General features: G+C 63.1%; 21 protein-coding genes. 9 read left to right on the top strand and 12 right to left on the bottom strand.

Annotation, left to right across the window (positions count from 1 at the left end; translation table 11 throughout):
* Position 1 precedes the first annotated feature (1 nt).
* Both ASD58_RS13225 and ASD58_RS13220 read left to right on the top strand, forming a co-directional pair.
* The gene (locus tag ASD58_RS13225; protein WP_057261630.1) at positions 2–958 is read left to right on the top strand and encodes a glycoside hydrolase family 43 protein; all 957 of its coding nucleotides are present in this window, start codon (positions 2–4) and stop codon (positions 956–958) included.
* A 44-nt stretch (positions 959–1,002) separates the two neighbouring features.
* The gene (locus ASD58_RS13220) at positions 1,003–1,944 is read left to right on the top strand and encodes a LysR family transcriptional regulator (protein WP_057262084.1); all 942 of its coding nucleotides are present in this window, start codon (positions 1,003–1,005) and stop codon (positions 1,942–1,944) included.
* Between the two features lies 1 nt (position 1,945).
* On the opposite strand, the gene ASD58_RS13215 is transcribed toward ASD58_RS13220, so the two are convergent.
* Positions 1,946–2,824, bottom strand: coding sequence for an SMP-30/gluconolactonase/LRE family protein (locus tag ASD58_RS13215; RefSeq protein WP_057261629.1), 879 nt, complete (start codon positions 2,822–2,824; stop codon positions 1,946–1,948).
* Positions 2,825–2,962: 138 nt separating this feature from the next.
* Complete coding sequence (gene mdtH, locus ASD58_RS13210; protein WP_057261628.1) at positions 2,963–4,162, bottom strand: multidrug efflux MFS transporter MdtH; 1,200 nt, start codon at positions 4,160–4,162, stop codon at positions 2,963–2,965.
* Positions 4,163–4,252: 90 nt separating this feature from the next.
* On the opposite strand from mdtH, the gene ASD58_RS13205 reads away from it, so the two are divergent.
* Positions 4,253–5,131 (top strand): LysR family transcriptional regulator, encoded by an 879-nt coding sequence (locus tag ASD58_RS13205; RefSeq protein ID WP_057261627.1) that lies wholly within the window; start codon positions 4,253–4,255, stop codon positions 5,129–5,131.
* A 13-nt stretch (positions 5,132–5,144) separates the two neighbouring features.
* Here the strand turns inward: ASD58_RS13205 and ASD58_RS13200 are convergent, their stop codons facing one another.
* Both ASD58_RS13200 and ASD58_RS13195 read right to left on the bottom strand, forming a co-directional pair.
* On the bottom strand, positions 5,145–5,330 hold the full coding sequence (locus ASD58_RS13200) for a hypothetical protein (protein ID WP_057261626.1): 186 nt from the start codon (positions 5,328–5,330) through the stop codon (positions 5,145–5,147).
* A 49-nt stretch (positions 5,331–5,379) separates the two neighbouring features.
* Positions 5,380–6,165, bottom strand: a complete 786-nt coding sequence (locus tag ASD58_RS13195; protein WP_057261625.1) for an alpha/beta fold hydrolase — start codon at positions 6,163–6,165, stop codon at positions 5,380–5,382.
* A gap of 206 nt (positions 6,166–6,371) precedes the next feature.
* Here ASD58_RS13195 and ASD58_RS13190 point away from each other — a divergent pair, with 206 nt between their 5' ends.
* Positions 6,372–6,728 (top strand): hypothetical protein, encoded by a 357-nt coding sequence (locus tag ASD58_RS13190; protein ID WP_156401270.1) that lies wholly within the window; start codon positions 6,372–6,374, stop codon positions 6,726–6,728.
* A gap of 8 nt (positions 6,729–6,736) precedes the next feature.
* On the opposite strand, the gene ASD58_RS13185 is transcribed toward ASD58_RS13190, so the two are convergent.
* Positions 6,737–7,045, bottom strand: coding sequence for a DUF4124 domain-containing protein (locus ASD58_RS13185; protein ID WP_156401269.1), 309 nt, complete (start codon positions 7,043–7,045; stop codon positions 6,737–6,739).
* A gap of 47 nt (positions 7,046–7,092) precedes the next feature.
* Entirely contained in the window at positions 7,093–8,010 is a 918-nt protein-coding gene (gluQRS, locus tag ASD58_RS13180) for a tRNA glutamyl-Q(34) synthetase GluQRS (protein ID WP_057261622.1), read from the bottom strand.
* Positions 8,011–8,126: 116 nt separating this feature from the next.
* Here gluQRS and ASD58_RS13175 point away from each other — a divergent pair, with 116 nt between their 5' ends.
* From ASD58_RS13175 to ASD58_RS13165, 4 genes are all read left to right on the top strand, one after another.
* Positions 8,127–9,767 carry a M28 family peptidase gene (locus tag ASD58_RS13175; protein WP_057262083.1) on the top strand — a complete coding sequence of 547 codons (1,641 nt, stop codon included), beginning with the start codon at positions 8,127–8,129 and terminating at the stop codon, positions 9,765–9,767.
* A 55-nt stretch (positions 9,768–9,822) separates the two neighbouring features.
* Positions 9,823–10,383: a dihydrofolate reductase family protein gene (locus ASD58_RS13170; RefSeq protein ID WP_057262082.1), complete on the top strand. Its 561-nt coding sequence runs from the start codon at positions 9,823–9,825 to the stop codon at positions 10,381–10,383.
* Between the two features lie 439 nt (positions 10,384–10,822).
* On the top strand, positions 10,823–11,401 hold the full coding sequence (locus ASD58_RS30500; protein ID WP_082565392.1) for a tetratricopeptide repeat protein: 579 nt from the start codon (positions 10,823–10,825) through the stop codon (positions 11,399–11,401).
* Complete coding sequence (locus ASD58_RS13165) at positions 11,361–12,023, top strand: hypothetical protein (RefSeq protein WP_156401268.1); 663 nt, start codon at positions 11,361–11,363, stop codon at positions 12,021–12,023. Before ASD58_RS30500 ends, ASD58_RS13165 begins: the two co-directional genes overlap by 41 nt.
* A 276-nt stretch (positions 12,024–12,299) precedes the next feature.
* Here the strand turns inward: ASD58_RS13165 and ASD58_RS13160 are convergent, their stop codons facing one another.
* Entirely contained in the window at positions 12,300–13,049 is a 750-nt protein-coding gene (locus tag ASD58_RS13160) for an FCD domain-containing protein (RefSeq protein ID WP_057261620.1), read from the bottom strand.
* Between the two features lie 81 nt (positions 13,050–13,130).
* On the opposite strand from ASD58_RS13160, the gene ASD58_RS13155 reads away from it, so the two are divergent.
* Positions 13,131–13,946: a DUF4019 domain-containing protein gene (locus ASD58_RS13155; RefSeq protein ID WP_057261619.1), complete on the top strand. Its 816-nt coding sequence runs from the start codon at positions 13,131–13,133 to the stop codon at positions 13,944–13,946.
* A gap of 16 nt (positions 13,947–13,962) precedes the next feature.
* On the opposite strand, the gene ASD58_RS13150 is transcribed toward ASD58_RS13155, so the two are convergent.
* From ASD58_RS13150 to ASD58_RS13130, 5 genes are read right to left on the bottom strand one after another with little or no spacing between them, the layout of a single operon-like run.
* Positions 13,963–14,595, bottom strand: coding sequence for an SRPBCC family protein (locus tag ASD58_RS13150; protein ID WP_057261618.1), 633 nt, complete (start codon positions 14,593–14,595; stop codon positions 13,963–13,965).
* Entirely contained in the window at positions 14,592–15,296 is a 705-nt protein-coding gene (locus ASD58_RS13145) for a hypothetical protein (protein WP_057261617.1), read from the bottom strand. Before ASD58_RS13145 ends, ASD58_RS13150 begins: the two co-directional genes overlap by 4 nt.
* On the bottom strand, positions 15,283–16,245 hold the full coding sequence (locus ASD58_RS13140) for an AraC family transcriptional regulator (RefSeq protein ID WP_057261616.1): 963 nt from the start codon (positions 16,243–16,245) through the stop codon (positions 15,283–15,285). The genes ASD58_RS13145 and ASD58_RS13140 overlap by 14 nt, the downstream gene beginning before the upstream one ends.
* A 15-nt stretch (positions 16,246–16,260) precedes the next feature.
* Positions 16,261–16,794 carry a hypothetical protein gene (locus ASD58_RS13135; protein WP_057261615.1) on the bottom strand — a complete coding sequence of 178 codons (534 nt, stop codon included), beginning with the start codon at positions 16,792–16,794 and terminating at the stop codon, positions 16,261–16,263.
* An 11-nt stretch (positions 16,795–16,805) separates the two neighbouring features.
* The gene (locus tag ASD58_RS13130) at positions 16,806–18,407 is read right to left on the bottom strand and encodes an OmpP1/FadL family transporter (RefSeq protein WP_057261614.1); all 1,602 of its coding nucleotides are present in this window, start codon (positions 18,405–18,407) and stop codon (positions 16,806–16,808) included.

The following is an 18,407-nucleotide window of genomic DNA, read 5'->3' as shown; positions in this document are numbered from 1 at the left end:
CATGTTCAAGAAACCAGCCCTCGCCGCGGCACTGGCCGCGCTGAGCACCCTGGCGCAGGCCGGCAATCCGCTTGTGGCCAATATCTTCACCGCCGATCCGGCGGCCCTGGTCGACGGCAACCGCGTCTACCTGTACGTGGGCCACGACGAAGCCGCGCCGGACGGCAAGGACTACCTGATGCGCGAATGGCGCGTGCTGTCCTCCTGCGACATGAAGCACTGGACTGACCTGGGCTCGCCGTTGAACGTGAAGACCTTCAAGTGGGCCAAGGCCGACGCCTGGGCCGCCGACATCACCAAGCGCAACGGCAAGTACTACTTCTACGCCCCGGTTGAACACGATGCGAGCAAGCCGGGCAAGGCCATTGGCGTCGCGGTATCGGACAAGCCGACCGGTCCCTTCGTCGACGCGCGCGGCAGTGCCCTGGTCACCAACGACATGACCAGGGAAAGCGACATTGCCTGGGACGACATCGACCCGGCGGTCTTCATCGACAAGGACGGCCAGGCCTACCTGTACTGGGGCAACCGGGTGCTGAAATACGCCAAGCTGAAGCCGAACATGATCGAACTCGATGGCCCGATCCACACCGTGGGCATAGACAACTTCACCGAAGCGGCCTACCTGCACCGCCACGACAAGACCTACTACCTGACTTATTCGCGCAACTTCCCCGAAGAAACCGCCTACGCCACCGCACCAAGCGCCACCGGCCCGTGGACTTTCCGCGGCAAGATCATGGACATGAACAAGGTGGTCAAGACCATCCACCAGGCGGTGATCGACTTCAACGGCAAGTCCTATATCTTCTACCACAACGACAAGCTGCCAGGCGGCGGAGAGTTCCGCCGCTCGGTGGCGGTGGAAGAACTGCATTACAACCCGGACGGCAGCATCGCCTTGGTCCCGCAAACGGCCGAAGGTCCGGCCGCCAACCCTGCGCCGGGCTGCAAATGAAGCGCGACTTATTGGTCGATAATGGCGGTGGTATCATGCCCCGCATGACTACCCCGAATCCGAACTGGTTCCTGAAGGCGAGGTTAAAAACTCGTCAACTGTTGCTGATGATCGCGCTGGATGAACACCGCAACATCCACCGCGCGGCGGAGGAACTGCACATGACGCAGCCGGCCGCCTCCAAGCAGCTCAAGGACCTTGAGGACATGTTGGACGTGAAGCTGTTCGAGCGCCTGCCGCGCGGCATGGAGCCGACGCTGTACGGCGAAACCATGATCCGCCACGCCCGCATGGCCCTGACCAGCCTGGCCCTGGCGCACGACGATATCGTGACGCTGAAGGCCGGCCTGTCCGGCCAGGTGGAAGTGGGCGTGATCATGACGCCGGCCATGAACCTGCTGCCCAACGCCATCACCCGCGTGAAAAAGGAAGCGCCGCTGCTGCGCATTGGCGTGCAGGTGGAAGCCAGCAACGTGCTGATGGAGCTGCTCCAGCGCGGCACGCTGGATTTCATGATCGGCCGCATCCTGGAAAAGGAAAGCACGGCAGGGCTGGTGTACGAAGAACTGACCGAGGAACCGGCCTGCGCCGTGGTGCGCACCGGCCACCCGCTGCTGGAGCGCGAGAAGCTGCAGTTGAAGGATATCGCCAACCGCCCGTGGATCCTGCCGCCGCAAGGCAGCATCCTGCGCCACCGCTGCGACATGATGTTCCGCCGCGCCGGCCTGGAACCGCCGGTCGACGTGGTGGACACCACGTCCCAGCTCCTGATCACGGCGCTGCTGCAAAAAACCGATGCCCTGCATGTGATGCCGGTGGAAGTGGCGCGCTATTACGCCGACCTGAAGGTGCTGTCGATCCTGCCGCTGGAACTGCCGTTCCGCATGGATGCTTTCGGCATCATCACCAAGGCCGACCACCTGATGTCGCCGGGCGCCAACCTGCTGTTGCAGGCCGTGCGCAGCGCGGCGAAAGAGCTGTACTGAGTCAGCCGAAGGCGTTGGCCGGCAAGCCCGGCACGTCGATGCGGGCGCTGAACAGGGCGCCTGCCAGCGGCTGCTGCGCCAGCTGTTCCGCCGACAGCCCTTCGCGTGCGGTGGTGATGTACAGCGTGCGCAGGTCGTCGCCGCCGAATGCCAGCGAAGCAGGGTGCGATGTCGGCAGCGGTACTTCCGCCAGCAATTCGCCATCCGGGCCGAAGCGGCAAACGCGCTTGCCGCCCCAGGTCGAGACCCAGATGCAGCCTTCGCTGTCGACCTGCATGCCGTCCGGCGAACCGCCGCCGGTATAGTGGCGCCAGGTTTCGCGCGCGCCAAGGCTGCCATCGGCTGCCAGCGGGTAGCGGTAGGTCACGTCGAGGAAGCTGTCCGAGTGGTACAGCGCGCTGCCATCCAGCGCGAACGTCGGGCCATTGCAGATGTGGTAACCCTCGTCGGCCACATGCAGGCTTAGGTCCGGATCGAGGCGGAACAACTTGCCCACCTTTTGCCGGTAATCGGTATTGTGCATGGAGCCGAACCACAGGCGGCCGCTCGGATCGACCTTGGCGTCGTTCAGGCGCTGGCCGGCGGCAGCATCGACCACGCGCATGAGCGACTCGACGCGCAGTTCCGGCTCCAGCCACAGCCGCACCACGCTGTCGCGCAAGCCCGCCATGAAGCCATCGCCATCGCGGCGCGGCACCAGCCAGCAGATATAGTCGGGCAGCAGCCAGCTGCGATGCTGGTGTTGCGCCGCATCCCACGCATGCAGGATGCAACGCTTGAGGTCAACAAACAGCAGGCGGTCTGGCGCCGGCACATAGAGCGGGCCTTCGCCCAGCTCGGCAGCGAGGGGCAGGACGCATTGGGCGGGATAGGATTTCATCCCTGCATTCTATGCGGCGCAGGCTTGCACGCGCGATTCATTTTTTCAGCCCAGCTATAACTAATTTGACATCGGGTGACGATTGGAGAGAATCAAACACTGGTTCGCGACCTACAATGAAATACCCAACCAAAGTGTTTAGCCCGCCACTGGCGGGCTCTTTTTTTGTGGCGCGGCAGCGGCGGCCAGCACCGTCAGTGTCAGCAGCCCGATTGCTGCCAAGACGAGCCAGGGCAAGGCGGGAGAGTGCGCGGCGCGGCTCCAGTCCAGCAGCCAGCCGCCGGCCGTGTAACCGAACAGCCCACCGACAGCCAGTCCGAAACGGCTGAGCCCCATGTAGCTGGCGCGGGCGGCGGGCAGCGCGTAGCGCGATACCAGCGATTCGCGGGCCGGTTCCGCCACCAGCGAGCCGGTATAGAACATGGCGATGCAGGCGAACATGGGCGCCAGCGCGCGCGCCGCCGACATGGCCAGCACGGCGCAGCACATGATGCCGATGCCGGCCAGCAGGCGGGCCTCCAGCGACAGGTAACGTTCGCCCAGGCGCGCCATCGGGTACAGCAGCGTCAATGCCAGCACCGCATCCATGGCATACATCCAGGCCACGGTGCGCGGCGAGCCGGAAAGTTCGGTCAGGGTGACCGGCACCAGCATCATGAGCTGCACGGTCATGATGTAGTAGCCGCTCAGTGTCAGCACCAGCATCAGGTAAGGCTTGTCGCGCAAGGGGATGCGCATGGCTTTTGTGGCCGAAGTGCCTGGCGTGGCGACGCGGTAGGCCGGCAGCAGGCAGGCATTGGCCAGCGCCGCCAGCAGGAAAGCTGCGCAACCGCCCAGCCCCACCCACAGGAAATCCACACCAAGCAGCATGGTGCCGAGCAGGGCGCCTGTCACTGCGGCCACGCTTTCCTGCATCATCAGGATCGAATAGAAGCGCGGACGTTCGGCGGGGCGGGTGAGCTTGACCACCAGCGCGGCGCGAGCCGGATCGAACAGCGCGCCACCCAGGCCGGACAGCACGCAGGACAACACCAGCATGGCGGGATTGACGGCGCAAGCCATGGCTGCGAACCCCAAGGCGCGCAGCAGCATGCCGCCGACGATCATCGGCTTGGCGCCGAAACGGTCGGATAGCGAACCGCCAAACAGCGCCATGCCTTGCTGCGCCATCTGGCGCACGCCGAGCGCCAGGCCGACCGATGCGGCGGCCCAGCCCAGCTGGCCGACGAAGTGCAGTGCCACTACAGGGAACACCAGGTAAAAGCCGGATACCACCAGCATGTGGTCTGCCATCAGGAACCGTTTGCCCGATTTTCTTGCCCGTGCCGCTGCCGCCATGCATGCTCCCATCAGTAATGCAGACAGTGTAGGCAGCGTTAAGACATAATAGAAGCCGTTAACTCATGATATTTCGTATTCAAATTCATTATGGCTCTTGGCATCGACGACCTTGCCCTGCTGGTGGAAATCGTGGAATCGGGCAGCTTTTCCCAAGCCGCCGCACGGCGCCGCTGGTCGCAGCCCCAGGTCAGCCAGCGCGTGGCGGCGCTGGAGGAACAACTGGGTGTGCAGCTATTTTCCCGCCACCGGCGCGGGGCATCGCCCACGCCGGCCTGCCTGACCTTCCTGCCGTCGGCGCAGCAGGCGCTCGATGCCATCGCGGCCGGCAAGCTGGCAGTGCAGGGTGCGCCGGCGCTGCCGCAAGTGACGCTGGCCTGCGTGCCTTCGCTGACATCACTGCTGTTCGGCCCCTTGCTGCTCAAGCTTGCCGACGCACCGCTGGAGATCCGCTGCAGCACCGACCATTCGCCAGTGATCATGGAAAAACTGCTGACCGGCCGCGCGCAGCTGGGCTTCGTGCTGAAATGCCCCGCCATCGCGGGCATCCAGTTGGAGCGTTTGTACAGTTCCCCGATCGTTGCGGTGGTGCGGCGCGGCCATCCGCTGACGCGGCGCAGCACTTTGACATTATCGGACCTGGCCAATGCGCGGCTGGCGCCGCAATTCTGGGGCGAAGCTTGCGATGAATTGATACGCATGCTGCGTGCGCACCGCCGCAGCGATAGCGCGATCCACGCCATCCAACCGGCCAGCGCAGCGATCGAGCTGGCGCTGGAGCATGGCTTCCTGACCTTCATGCCGGAGATGGCGGCGGCGCGCCAGCTCAAGCTGGGCAACCTGGTAAAACTGGAGATTGGTGATTTGCCGCGCTGGGAATGGGAGGCGATGGTGGCCTGGCGCAGCGGCAAGCGGCCCGATGCCGCCAAGCAGCGCGTGCTGCAGGCCGTGCGCGAATTAGTGCACTAAGCTAGTCACTGAGCTAGTGCACCGAGGGGCTGCAGTTGCGGCGCTGCTCAGGATAGGCCAGCACGCGCAGGATGACGCTGCGCGGCACATGCATGCTTTGCATGTAGATCCAGGCGTTGGCGGCGCCCATCTCCGCATGCAGTTCGATGCCCTTGTCCACCTGGACTGCCATCTGCTGGTCATAGCGTGTATCGCTCATGATGCCTGCCTCTCCCGGATTGTTATCGGCTCATTATCGAACAATGGCCTCAGGCGAGCAAGCGCTGGTTTTCCAGGAAGCCAAGCAGCATCTGGTTGACATCGGCCGCGTGGGTGATCGGCGCCATGTGGCCGCCGACGGTCAGCGTGAATTGCGCCTGCGGCAGTGCGGCAGCCAGGGTTTCCGCTACACGGCGGGTGGATGCCGGGCCTTTGGCGCCGGCCATGACCAGTGCCGGCACGTCCAGTTGCGCCATGTCCGCCACGCGCGCCGGTTCGCCGAGAAGGGCGACGAAGTCCAGCTTGACCTTGGCAATGCCGTTGGTGAAGCGCTGGCGCTGCACTTCCGGCAGGGCGTCGAAGGCGCCGGCGCGGTTCCAGTAATCGATGAAGGCGCGGGTCGCGTCCGCGGCGCTGTCAGCCGCGTTGATCCTGGCCACCACGGCTTCGATTTCCTGGCGCCCGGCGTCGCTGGCCGGCAGCAGGTGGAAGGCCACCGGTTCGAACAAGGATAGCGACAGCACGCGCTCGCGCATCTGGCGCGCCAGGCGCAGGGCAGTGGCGCCGCCGTAGGAGTGGCCAACCAGGTGGAATTGCTCACCAGCATCAAGATGCGAGGCCAGGGCGGCAGCCACGGCGTCGGCTTCATGCGCCAGGGTGTAGCCGGCGGCAGCTGCTTCGGCCGGGAAGGCGGCTTTGCCATAGCCCAGCAGATCGATGGCGATGAAACGGTAATTGGCTTCTTGCTCGGCCATCAGGGTGGTCCACTGGCTGCGCGAGCTCAGTGAACTGTGCAGCAATACAACGGCGGGGCGGGTGTCTGGCGTGGTGTGCATCTTCTTCTCTGAAAACCGATATCCAAAAGACAAGCCCGCTATTATACCGCGCCGCAGCAAAGCTCTCCTTGCTTCACACGGTCAATGTCGAAATTCCTTACAGAAATCTACAAATTCCTCAACGCACACCTCCGTTCCCCTTGACACATAAGCGTGGCACAGAAACTGCTTTGTTACTTTTAGTGACGATGGAGGCCAAAGTGATCATGGAACGCTCTGCCTTGCCCGCGCTTCTGCTGACGCTATTGCTCGGGTTACTTATGCAAGGGATGCTGGCGGGGGCGCACTTTGCCAGCGCACGCGCGGAATGGGTGTACCGCACCCTCTACCTGGTGGCGCTGCTGCTGAACTTGCTGGCGGTACGTCGCCTGAATCCTGCGACCGTGTCGGCGGCGGTGCTGCCGTTGGCGCCCATCGTGATGGCCGTGGCCATCACTTACTTTTCCGTCAGCGATCCGGACGCGCCGGCGCAGATTACCCTGCTGCTGCTGCCGATCGTGCATGGCGCGGCGGCCAGCTGCATGCTGTTGCTGCCGCTGGAAGACGGGGACGGTCCTGGCTGAGACGGGCGCTAGCGCGCGCTGGCCACTTTGTCGCGCAGTTCGAGGGCCTGGCGCGCCATGCGCAGGGTCTGCACATCGATTTTAGGCGGCACGTGAACCGGTGGTTTGTTGACCCAGTGGCTGCGCGTCTGTTCGGATGCCGGCAGCACGAAGTGCTCCTTTTCCAGGACCGGGCGGGCCGCGTTAGGCAGGTTTTCGCAAGGACGGTCGGTCAACATGACCACGCCCTGGCTGTCGACGCAACGGAAAAAATTGTCCTCGGCGGTTGCCGGCAGCGCCATCGCGCACAAGGCGCAAGAGATCAGTAAGTGCCGCATGGCCCACCTCCTTTCGCTTGGTGGAACCAGTATCGAGCGGGCCCGGCTTACGGTCTGTGCGGCGCCTCACCGTGGGCGCGCAGCAGTGCATCCCATGCCGGCACCGCCGCGCGCCAGAAGGCGTCGATACTGCCGGCCTTGACGGCGAGCCCGAGGAATTGCGCGGCAGGCAGCAAAGCGCTGCCGAGCAGGCTGGCGGCAGGGGCGCCCGTGTCGAAGGCTTGCGCGCCGGTTTGCTTGGACAATTTCTCGCCGTCGGCATTAACCACAAGTGGCAAATGCAGGTAGCGCGGCTGCGGCAAGCCAAGCAACTGCTGCAGGAAGATCTGGCGCGGCGTGGAGTCGAGCAGGTCGGCGCCGCGCACGATATCGGTGACGCCTTGCGCGCCATCGTCCACCACCACGGCCAATTGGTAAGCCCAGAATCCGTCGGCGCGGCGCACCACGAAGTCGCCCACTTCGGTCGTTATGTCCTGGCTGATATCGCCGGCGAAGCGGTCGTGGAAGTGGATCAGGCAATGCGGTTGCTGCGGCGTGCGCAGGCGCAGTGCCCGTGCCGCACGGCCAGGCGCCAAGCCACTGCGGCAGGTACCGGGATACACCAGGTTAGGGTTGCCGGCCTGGCCTTGGCGCAGCTGGGAGTCGGCGATCTCCTTGCGCGAACAGCCGCAGGGATAGATGTTGGTGCCAAGCTGGCGCAGCGCCGCCAGGTACAGCTCTTCGCGCTGCGTTTGCCATGTCACTTCGCCGTCCCACTGCATGCCGCAGCGCTGCAGCGATGCCAGGATGTGCTGGTCGGCGCCTTCCACGTTGCGGTCGCGGTCGACGTCTTCCACGCGTACCAGCCATTGGCCGCCATGGACTTTGGCGTCGAGATAGCTGGCCATGGCCGCTACCAGGGATCCAAGGTGCAGCGGTCCGGTCGGGGAGGGCGCAAAGCGGCCGATGTAAGGCGTCTGTTTCATACGGGGCGTAGCATACCACCGCGCATGCTGCGCTGCAGCTTGGCGCGCGCGGCAAATCCGCTAGAATGCCCGCGCGGCCACCAGCCGCCCCAATGGACAATCCACAAGACAAAGACATGACTAAATCCATCACCTTCGTAGCGTCCACCCTGGCGGCCAGCATTGCGCTGGCGCTGGCCCCGGTTCATGCAGCAGGCGTCAAAGGCGGCAAGGCAATGCAGCCGATCGTGCAGGAAGCGCCGCTGCGCGCCCACCTGGCATTCCTGTCCAGCGACCTGTTGGAAGGCCGCGGCACCGGCCAGCGCGGCGGCGACCTGACCGTCTCTTACCTGGAAACCCAGGCCATGGCCGCGGGGCTGAAGCCGGTCGACGGCGTCACCTACCGCCAGCTGGTGAAGATTGCCGGCGTCAAGACCGATGCGGCGGCGTCCAACCTGCGCCTGGAAACGAACGGCGTGGCGCTGCCGGCCAGCTTCGGCAAGGATTGGGTTTATGCGCCGGGCGATGCCCAGGCCGCGCACAGCTTCAATGCCGACCTGGTCTTCGTCGGCTACGGCATCACCGCGCCGGAAGAGGGCTGGGACGACTACAAGGGCCAGGACGTGAAGGGCAAGGTCATTGTCATGATGGTCAATGACCCGATGCCGACGGCAGAAGCGCCCAACCGTTTCGGCGGCAAGGCGCTCACCTACTACGGCCGCTGGACCTATAAATTCGAAGAAGCCAAGCGCCAGGGCGCGATCGGCGCGCTGCTGATCCACACCGATGCTTCGGCTTCCTATGGCTACAGCGTGGTGAAAAACAGCTGGGATGGTGTGGAACGCTTCCAGCTCGCGCAAGGCACGCCCGGCACCGAACTGCAAGGCTGGCTGACCAACGAAACCGCCGTGGCGCTGTTCAAGGCTGCCGGCCTGGACCTGGACCAGTTGCGCGCGGCCGCGGAACGCAAGGACTTCCAGCCGGTGGCGCTGAAAGCCAAACTGGTGGGCGACATGAAGGCCGAAGTGCGCCACGTCGAACAGTTCAACGTGGCTGGCGTGGTGCCGGGCACCGATCCGAAGCTGAAGGATGAAGTGGTGATCTACTCGGCGCACTGGGACCACCTGGGCAAACAGGGCAGCAGCGGCGACACCATCTACAACGGCGCGGTCGACAATGCTTCGGGCAGCGCAGCCTTGCTGGCCATGGCCCAGGAAGCGGTGAAATCGCCAGCCAAGCGCAGCCAGATGTTCCTGTGGGTCGCAGCCGAGGAGCAGGGCCTGCTCGGTAGCGCGGCCTATGCGGAAGCGCCATTGTGGCCGCTGGCGAAAACCGCAGCGAACCTGAACCTCGATTCGCTGAACTGGATCGGCACCACGCGCGATATCGGCACCGCCGGCAGCGAACGCACGGACCTGGGCAAGATGGCGCAAGCGGCTGCCAAAGGGATGAAGATGGTGATCGCGCAAGAGAAGCCGGACCTGGCGGGCGGCTACTTCCGTTCCGACCACTTCAGCTTTGCCAAGGCCGGCGTGCCGGCGTTCTCGATCACCTCGGGCAGCGACTACCTGGGCGACAAGGAGAAGGCGGAGCAGATGCGCGCCGCTTACCGCAAGAGCTACCACCAGGTCAGCGACGAGTATGATCCCAACTGGACCATGGCCGGCATGACGCAGATGGCGCAGTTCACCCTGAACCTGGGGCGAATTGTGGCCGATGCGCCGAAGATGCCAGAGTGGAAAGCCGGCGACGCCTTCGGCAAGGCGCGCGCCAAATAAGGAGTACTAATGGATGGGAAGGGTGGTGCCCCTTCCCAACCCGGAGGAGATTCGGATGGGAATACTAACCTTCAGCCTCAACCTCACCCTGGACGGCTGTGTCGACCACCAGGAAGGCATCGCCGATGACGAGACGCATGCCTTCTTCACGCGCCTCATGGACGAGAAGGGGGCCATGCTATGGGGCCGCACCACTTACGAGATGATGGAGGGCTATTGGCCCGCAGTCGCCTGCGGCGAGGTGGATGCGCCGCCTGCGCTGCGCGAATGGGCGGTCAAGCTGGAGGCCAAGCCGAAGTACGTTGTGTCGTCAACGCGGATGGACTTCCCCTGGACCAACAGCCACCACATCGTTGGCGACTTGCGCTCGAGTGTGCAACAACTTAAGGATGCGACGCCGGCAGGTGTACTCCTTGGCAGCGGCAAGCTCGCCACCGAGTTGGACCGGCTGGAGCTGATCGACGAATACCTGTTCCTCATGCACCCGAGGATCGCGGGCCATGGTCCGACACTGTACCAAAGCGGGCTGCCCAGCACACGGCGGCTTGAGCTGCGCTCGGCCAAGGCGCTCGGCAACGGGGCAGTCGCCATGCACTATCGTCGCGCACGCGACTAATAATTATGCTATCGGTAAATCAGCTTATAGACCGGCTTTCCGAACTGGATGGGCAGGCAGTTGCGGTAACGGGACTCTTGACGTTTGAGTTTGAGAACGTGTCCATCGGACATTTCCCTAAATCTGAGCGGAGAGAAATCACGGAGGAAGTTGAGCCGCCATACTACCAATCCAGTGTGTGGTTGAGCTTTGGAAGCGGAAGCATTCAAGCTAATGAAAAAATTCTGTCGAAGTGGGTCGGCAAGCGCGTGTTGGTGACTGGAATCCTGCGCGGGCCTCGCGGCCCTGGTGGCTGCGGGCACTTTGGCGGCTGGGGATGCGAGATAGAACCTTATTCGATTGAACGGGTGTAGTCATGCGTCGGCGATGGTCGAACACCAGCAGCACCTCAAAATTACAGCTATGACACCACCGGTTTCGAATCCGCGTTCAATAAAAAATGAAAACTAAAGCTATCTTGTTTGCGTTGGCTCTATTGGCTGGATGCGCTACAACGTCGAACGAATCAGAATACGACCAAGGGGTGAAATCTTTCCGAGCCAAGGACTATTCCGAAGCGCGCGCCCATTGGGGAGTAGCAGCGAAGAAAAATGTACGAGCAGCTTATAACAACCTCGGTTATCTGCTTTACTTTGGCCTGGGCGGCGCGTCTGAGCCAGAGCGTGCGGTTTCGCTCTGGGTTATTGCTGCAAAAAATGGAGATAGGGAAGCACAATGGCACCTGGCATCTGCGTATGAAGAAGGGAAGGGTGTGACACGGGACTTGGTGTCCGCTTATGCATGGTACCGCTGTGCGGAGGCTAACTATTCTGCCGCACCATTGATAGACCAGGCGGACCTTGAAGCTGCGAATGACACTACGAATGGGATTGCTCGGGTCATCGCACTGCTATCGGGGGACCAAGTTCAGGAATCAGAGGCTCTCGCAAGGCAGTACATTAATGCCTTTCCTTATTCATCAAGATGGTTGATTCCTGATGCTCAAACTGTGTCTGGCTTTGGAAACTCAAACTTATGAATACCTGGGAAAGATGGTGCCCGGCTCCTCGCAGGCGCCGCCACACTATATGAACGATTTTGAAAGATTCGCTTACGATGAAATTTGCACTGTATTGGCGAACGTCGACACATATGCCGACCCCGATATCTATGCGCTTTCGTTCCATGTCTTCGATATCGGCGACGACCCCCGATATCCCGTTCTCCAGCTGGGTTACAACACCCTGTCACAGGCGACCGCGAGTGCCCTGTCAGCATCAAATGCTGAAGAAGCGAAATGGAATTTCGCTTTTTGGCTCCAGAACGACCTGCAGTTCATCGGCGAACCGGGGACTCAAGGTGGGTTGCTGCTGCAAGCTCATTTGAAAGCAAGTGGAATCTGGTACACGGATGAAGAAGAGGACGCGGACTTTGACCAATGTATGCAGACAGCAGACCGGATTACGGCTTACTTCGTTGAGGCCTGCGTGCGGATCGCTCAGGCGCTGCATGCATCCGGGATGATCGAACAAAAATTCTCCAAACCGATCCCCATCATCGTGCATGAGCTTGAATATTATGACGAAATTGCCGTGCAAACCAGCCGCGCAAATCCGCCGGGCCTGACGAAGGAATTCGAAAACTGGATCGCGAGTATGTGATCCGCATCCCTCGTTATGTCTTTCATGCTGTTTTCCTCCGCTGTTTTGCGCTGAAACGCGCTGTTTTCCGCTGTTTTTTCTTGGATCGCGGCGCGCGCGGATGGTTCCCTCAAAAACAGCGGGAAACAGCGGAAAACAGCGGAAAACAGCGGCTCATTTCAGCGGAAACGCCGTACACAGTTGGACGGGCCAACCGTTGCATTACGGGGGAATGTTGCCGGTCGTCGGACGCCGGTCAGCTTAAGTCCGAAACTGGCACATCTGAAGTAATACAGCTTATGCGTTGGCTGACAGCCGCCGCGTTGCCGCGCTGCGGCGTCCCTCATTCTTCATGGTTTCGCGCATGGTTTGCTGCACGAAATCCAGGTGGTGGTGGGCAGCGCGTCCTGCCACATCCATCCTGCGCTCCCGCACTGCATCCCAGATCGCACGGTGCTGTGCCTGGAGCTGCGCCCACAATTCCGGGCGCGCATTCAGGTATTCCAGGTTGCTCTGCACATGGCCTTCCATGACCTTGTGCAGGCTGGAACTCAAATGCCCGATCAGCACATTGTGCGAAGCATCTGCGATCGCCTGGTGGAATTCCACGTCGGTCTTGATGCACAGCTCAAGGTCTTGCGCCGTAAAGGCGCGCTCCAGCGCTTCATGGCAGGCGCGAATGCGTGCGAAATCTTCTTCCGTTCCGCGCTCGGCCGCCAGTTGCGCCGCCTGGCCTTCCAGCATATGGCGGAACTCCAGCATATCGCCGTGGATATCCGGATGGTCTTTCAGCATTTGCTGCCATGGGTCGGTGAACGCCGCCTGCATGGAATCGGTCACGAACGTGCCGCCTCCGTGGCGTGTGATCAGCAGGCCTTTGGCCACCAGCGACTGCAAGGCGCCGCGCAGGGAAGGGCGCGACACGCCCAGTTCCACCGCCAGCTCGCGTTCGGACGGCAGGCGGTCGCCGGGCTTCAGCGAACCTTCGAGGATACGGGTTTCCAGCTCCGTGGCGACGACATCGGACAGGCGTTGGGCAGATGGCATGGCGGCTCGTGGTTTGGTGGTAAGACCGCCGGATGCTACCACAATTGACCTTTGGTCGCGCCGTGGTCTATATTGCAACACATGATCGATCTCCTGATAATCCTGGCCGCATCGGCAGCAGCGCCGGACGGTTTCGGCTACACCTCACCCGCCACAGCGCTGGAGGCGTTGAAAGCGCGCGGCGACGTCACGGTCTCCGAGGAGGGCAGTTGGACAACTGCGGACGACAAGGCTAACCGCACGCTGTGGTCTTTCACGCTGCCGGGCCACCCTGCCCATCCCGCGGCTGTGCGGCGCACCGTGGTCATGGAAAATGGCCAGGTGTCGATCAAAATGAATTCGCTGTGCCAGGCGAAGAAGGAAGCCTGCGACAGCATGCTGGAGGAATTCCGCCGCATGAACACGGCGCTGCAACAGTCGCTGGTGCCGCCCAAGGCCGGCGGCGCCGCACCATCATGGCAACCCACAGGTTCGCAGAAGGCGCGCGTTGAGGAATTGAGCAAGGCTTACTTTGCCGAGAAAGACGCTGCGCACTATACCGAGGCATGGGAGCGCCTCGGGGCAGGCCTGCGGCGGCAGTGGACGTTCGAAGGGTGGCGCGATGCCGTTGCATTCAGCGCTGCACGCTCTGGCGTCGTGCAGCGGCGCGAGCTGAAAAAGGTGACGATTTATCGCAGCTCGCAAAACGGCACTCCGGGTACGTATGCTGCGGTGGATTTCACCGGGAGCTTTGCCAATGCCGATACGTACTGCGGCTATCTGGTCTGGAGCGAACAGGCCGATGGCAGCTTCCTCCTGATGCGGGAAGAGGAAAACTATATCTACAATGCGACCGCCGCGCGGCTGACAGCCGAACAGCGGTCGAAAATGAGGGGCGTGTTCCGTTGCGTTGATTGATTGCGCTGCCTGCCGCCTACCTGGCCGCTTGCGCGCGCACGGCTTCCAGCGTGCGCGGGAGGCTGCGCTTGCTCATCATCTCGACGATCCAGCCGAAGCCGTAGGGTACGGGGCCGGGGTCGGCGTACACATGGTATTCGATCAGCGTTTTGCCGCCTTCGCCCTGGATCGGGGTGAAGAGCCAATAGCCGGTGGTGTCGGCGATGGTGTCTGCTGGCGCCAGGCCGGTGGGGACCAGGCGCCAGGCGAGTTTGCATTGGGTCGTGTCGGGTTGCTGCTGCTGTTCGAGGCGCAGGCGATATTTCTTCTGCTGGCCTAGCGGGAGATCGAGTGTCATGTCGACCAGGACGTAGCCATCTCCTTCGCCAACCGGCTGCGCACTTTTCGTGTTTGGCATGTAGGAGGAGTAGGAGGCGTAGTCCTGCACCAGTGCGCACAGGCGTGGGACGCTGGCCTGGACCAGCGTCCAGGCGGTAAAGGCCTTGCCGGGCAGGCCGGCGCTTGGCGCTTCCGCCACCTGGATGGTGCCGCTGGCAAGTGCGGACACGTCGGGCGCCAGCGGCGCAGCGGCGGCGCTTGCCGTGCCGGGCGCGGCGAGGGCCGTGACGATGGTGGTGGCGAGCGCGGCGACAGCGGCGGTGGTCTTCATCGTTTGAGCGCCAGTGTGATGACGGTGCCGGTCAGGTCGATGCCGCGGATCGAGATACTGCCGAACGTCGGCCCGCCTGCCGCTGCGCCGTGCAGGCGGATGTTGTTGAAGTTGATTTCGCCAATCGTGGTCGGCAGGTTCAGCGACAGCGAGCCGTCCGGATTGACGGTGGTTGCTGCGCGGTTCGGCGCATACACCACGTTATGCATGCTGACGTCCGATTCCACCAGCCCCAGCACCGGATTGACCAGCTTGGCCAGGTCGCCGCTCACTTCCACGCCATTGCGCTTCAGCTGCTCGCGCACCTGCCGCACCAGCTCTTCATCCAGGCCCTGGGCGGTCACCGCATCCAGTTCGCTCTCGGCCAGCGCGGCAAGCGAACCCTCGCGCGGCAGGATTGCCGCAGGCGCGCTGATGGCTGCCGGCGCAGCCGCCAGCGTTTCGGCGGCATACGCTTCCAGCGGCGCAAAGATTGCTCCGATTAGCGCCGCCGCCATGCGCACGCGACGCTGCTTGAGCAGGATGTCCTGCACATGCTGGTGCGTCACCAGGTCCCATTCGGCGAAAATTTCGCCAAGGCGCTGGCCGGTCTGCCGCTGGTGTTCGATTGCGCTCTGAAGCTGTTCTTCAGTGACCAGCTTGTGCTTGACCAGCAACTGGCCAAACAGTTGCGCAGGATGCTCCGCTTTATACCATGCCATGTTTTTCTCCATGATTGGCCAGGTCGGACGGCGTCATGCCGAACCAGCGCTTGCAGGCCCGGTAAAACGCGCTCGGTTCGGAAAAGCCCAATTGGAAGCTGAGCATCTTCAGCGACAGTTCGCCAGCTTCAAGCGATTGCCGCGCCAGGGCGCGCCGGGTGTCGTCCACCACGGCGGAAAAGCTGGTGCCTTCCTCGGCCAGGCGGCGCTGCAAGGTACGCTCGCTCATGGCCAGCAAATTGGCCACGGCATCGCGATGCGGCGGCCCTTTCGGCAGCAGCGAAGCGAGGATTTCCTGCACCCGGGCCGTGAAGGCAGGCGGCTGCGCCTCGGCCAGTTGCGCCAGGATCGGCTGTGGCCCGCCCGGCGGCGGCATGCCGCCATGGGGCAGCGCCGCCACCATGTCGGTATCGGAAAACTCCATCACATTGTGCGGCCGGTTGAAATGCACCGGGCAGCCAAAGGTGTTTTCGAAGAATGCCGAATTGGCCGGTTCCGGAAAGGCGTATTCCACCTTCACCGGCACCGCGTCGTCGCGGCCGGACGCGCAGCGCAGGGTGCGCAGCAGCACGCACCACACGAAGTCGTAGCGCTGGCGCGGCACCACGCGCTGCAAGCCGGGCAGCAGGATGCCTACCCGCGTGTGGCCGTGACAGCGCTCGATCGTGCTTTGCACGGTCGGTGACAGCAGCATGATGTGCCCCATCACGCCCAGCCAGCCCAGGCGGTGCGGGGTGGAAACCTTCAGGCCGATCAGCGGATCGCCGGAATGTTCAACCACCAGTTCCCACAGGTGGCTGAGTTTGTCCGACAGCGTCAGCGCGTCGCAGGCCAGGCCGTCGCCTTCATTCAGGCCGGCCAGCTCGAACAGCGCCTCCGCTTCAACGCCGGAGTGGGAAAGGCGCGATTTCACACCGCGCACCAGGTGAAGAGCCGAAGAATAGCTCATGGCCTGTGCTCCCGCTTATGGTGTCACCGCACTGCGCAGGCGCATGCCGATGCGCTGCTGCAGTTCCTGCAGCTTGGGATCCATCACGGCACGCGTATCGGCGGCAACGCCTTCGCCCAGCTTCTTCTGCAGCTCGGGCACCATGGCTTCGAACTTCTTCTTCACCGGCGATTCGAGGATGGTGATGATCTGGCGCAGCTCGTCATCGGTGAAGCGCTCGGCCAGCAGCGGGGCCACCGTGGTGCCGACCAGCTTTTGCGCGCTGGCCTGCGCCAGCGGCTTGTTCTGGTCCATGAACTGGCGTGCATCGGCCACGATCTCCTTCAGCGCAGCGTCGCGCTTTTCCGGCGAAACGCGGCCCTGCAGCACGGCGCGCGCCTGCTGCACGGCGTCGCCCACCGGCGCTTGCAGCATCGATTCGCCGATGCTCTCCGGGTGCCAAAGCTGCAGCACGCGGTTGACCAACTCCTGTTTCGCGGCCGGAACCGGCGCCGCATGCACTGTGCCCCCGATGGCCAGGGCGGCGATCATTGTCGCGAGTTTTTTCATCTCGTGCGCTCCTAGAAATGTTCAACAAGACTGAATCCGGCGTACCGGACTTTGATATCGCCAGCCACGTCCTGGCCGGCATAAGGGTTGTAGATGATGTTGAGGAATTTGCTGCTGTTCATGTTGTCCGAGGTTTCGGCCGGCGCGTTGAACTTGCCCTTCATGTAGGAGCCGGCCAGGTTCAGCTCATACTTCTTACTGATGCGCCAGTTCAGCCCTACGCTGAACAGCTTGGTGTCCGGCAGTGGCGCGATCAGGTCGATCTTGTTGGCCGGGACTGACGACTTGCGCGGCTCGTAGCCAAGGCGCAGCGCCATGCCTTCAAACGGAAACAGCTGCAGGCCGTAGCCCATATTCAGCACGCTCTTGTAGCCGCGCGGGATTTTCAGCTTGCTCGAATCGGGAACGCCGTACAGGCGCGCCACTTCCAGCAGCTTGATGCTCTGGTCGAATTCGAACACCAGCTGGTTCCAGTCGCTCCAGCGCGCATAGCTGGCATCCACGTTCAGCTGCACGTAGCGCAGCGGCTTGAACTTGACGCCGACCTGCAGGTGCGAAGGGAAGGGAATGCTGGCCGACATATTGCCGTGCTGGACTTCCGGGATCGACTGCGGCAGGCCAAGGATGGCGCCTGCCACGGGACCGAACAGGCTGGAATTGAGGCCCTTGACGAAGTTGCGCAGCATCGGCTCGGTCTCGAAGGTGTAATGCCCGGTGTAGCGGGTCTTCGAACCGCCCTGGTAGACCACGCCCAGTGCAAACCACGGCTGCGGTTCCCACAGCAGGCCCAGGTTCAGCGTCGGATCGACCGGCGAGGTCATTTCCAGCCGCATCGCGGCAGCCTTCTTGAACGGATTGACCATGCCGGCCTTGCCGCCGCCGCACAGGCCAAAGCCGAAGGTGTCGATGATGTTGCCGCCTTCTTCCGGGCACCAGCCTTCCTGCAGCTTGCCGAAGATGCCCAGCAGCTGGTTGGGGAAGCGCATATGCGTATCGACCACGAAGGCCGAGTGCGCAATCGGCACGGCAGCGCCGAAGCGCAGCGTGTCCGAATACTTGTAGCCGACGGCCGGCGAAGCCCATACCAGCCGTTGCAACTGGATCTGGCGGCCGTCGAAGCGGCCCGGGTCGTCCGGGTCCTTGGTGCGGTCAAGGCTGATCGCCTGCGCCATATAGGAATTGGTGGCGAAGGTCCAGGGCGAGCCGGGATTGTTCCAGGCGAAGCCGAAGGTCGGCACGATCACGCCGGGCAGGCGCCAGCCCGGCATGCCGTAGGCCGGCACATACATGGCTTGCCGCATCGGGCCCGTGCGGGTGCCGCTGACCGGATCGTCCTTCCAGCCGCCGATGTCGAAGCCGGCCGGCGCCGAGAAGCTGGCGCTGGCGCGGATCGAGGCGCCAAACGCCGTGTGCTGCATGCTGTCGCCCTGCAGGCGCGCCAGCCCGGCGGGGTTGAAGTGCACGGAGTCGATGCCGGGCGGGTCGGCCGTCACGGCGTTTCCGAGCGACATGGCCACCACGCTGGTGGTCAGGTTTTCCACCAGCGCGGCGTGCGCGGGCAGTGCATGGGCAAGCGCGGCGGCGCATGCCGCCAGGCGGAGCGGGGCTCGCAT

The sequence above is a fragment of the Duganella sp. Root1480D1 genome (assembly GCF_001427305.1).
Lineage (GTDB): Bacteria > Pseudomonadota > Gammaproteobacteria > Burkholderiales > Burkholderiaceae_D > Rugamonas.
Note: the sequence above shows the minus strand (reverse complement) of the source record. Positions and strands in the feature narration are given on the sequence as shown.